1 protein-coding gene is annotated in these 788 nt (G+C 29.8%); it reads right to left on the bottom strand.

All coding sequences use genetic code 11. From position 1 onward, the window contains the following. Nucleotides 1-597 precede the first annotated feature (597 nt). On the bottom strand, nucleotides 598-788 hold a 191-nt coding region (locus tag ACQY5W_RS13085; RefSeq protein WP_428025416.1), incomplete at its 5' end, for a hypothetical protein.

Here is a 788-nt window from a genome sequence, read left to right as displayed (position 1 = left end):
TCTGTAATATTATGTTAATCACGTGTTTAAGAGACCCTAAGATTTTAATGGATTTCAAAATCAGGATTTGAATTCGAAGTTTATAAGCTTCTGTATAGTGTGAATTAATTAACTCAGTCAGCAATTTTTTAGAATTTATTGGAATTGAATTGGACCACACTTTAAAAAGAGAAATTGTTCCTGATGACATGTTATATAAGTGTGCAAATTTTTTTAAAAAAATTAGAGCTAGGAAAGTATTTGTTTTAAGGATCCAAACAAGACTAATCAAGCATATAATTTCAGACTCAAAATTTTTCAGTTTAGCTTAACGCTTAACCTTCTTTGAAATTCTATAACTTCTTCAATCTTGTGAGATAGTCTATACATGTCAACCAGATCGAAGAGCAAGGTTTGTAGACCATCTTGGAGAACTCCTTGTCCAAGTTTGTGCACTGGTGAATTTATACTAGTGAACACAATGTCCATAAGTGTCCAACCCTTTTTGGATTCAAATCTGAAAAGGAATCTATGGTTTAATTCAAAATCCATGAAGTTTGAGAGAAAGTTCCAATAAGGAAAGTTGTTCCTTAGTTCATGTCCTATAGCCTCATATTTTTATTCAAATTTTTCTTTATAAATGGCAATGTACTTTTCACATTCCGGATCACTGAAATATTTTGGGTTCAATTTTTTGAAAATTTCGAATGCATTGAAGAATAGAAAATCATCATTTAAAGTATTTTCAAATATAATTTTTGGTGAAATAGATGTTAATTGATTGTTATACATGACAGCTAATGCATGTG

It is taken from the genome of Arcobacter sp., assembly GCF_050300555.1.
Lineage (GTDB): Bacteria > Campylobacterota > Campylobacteria > Campylobacterales > Arcobacteraceae > Arcobacter.
Note: the sequence above shows the minus strand (reverse complement) of the source record. Positions and strands in the feature narration are given on the sequence as shown.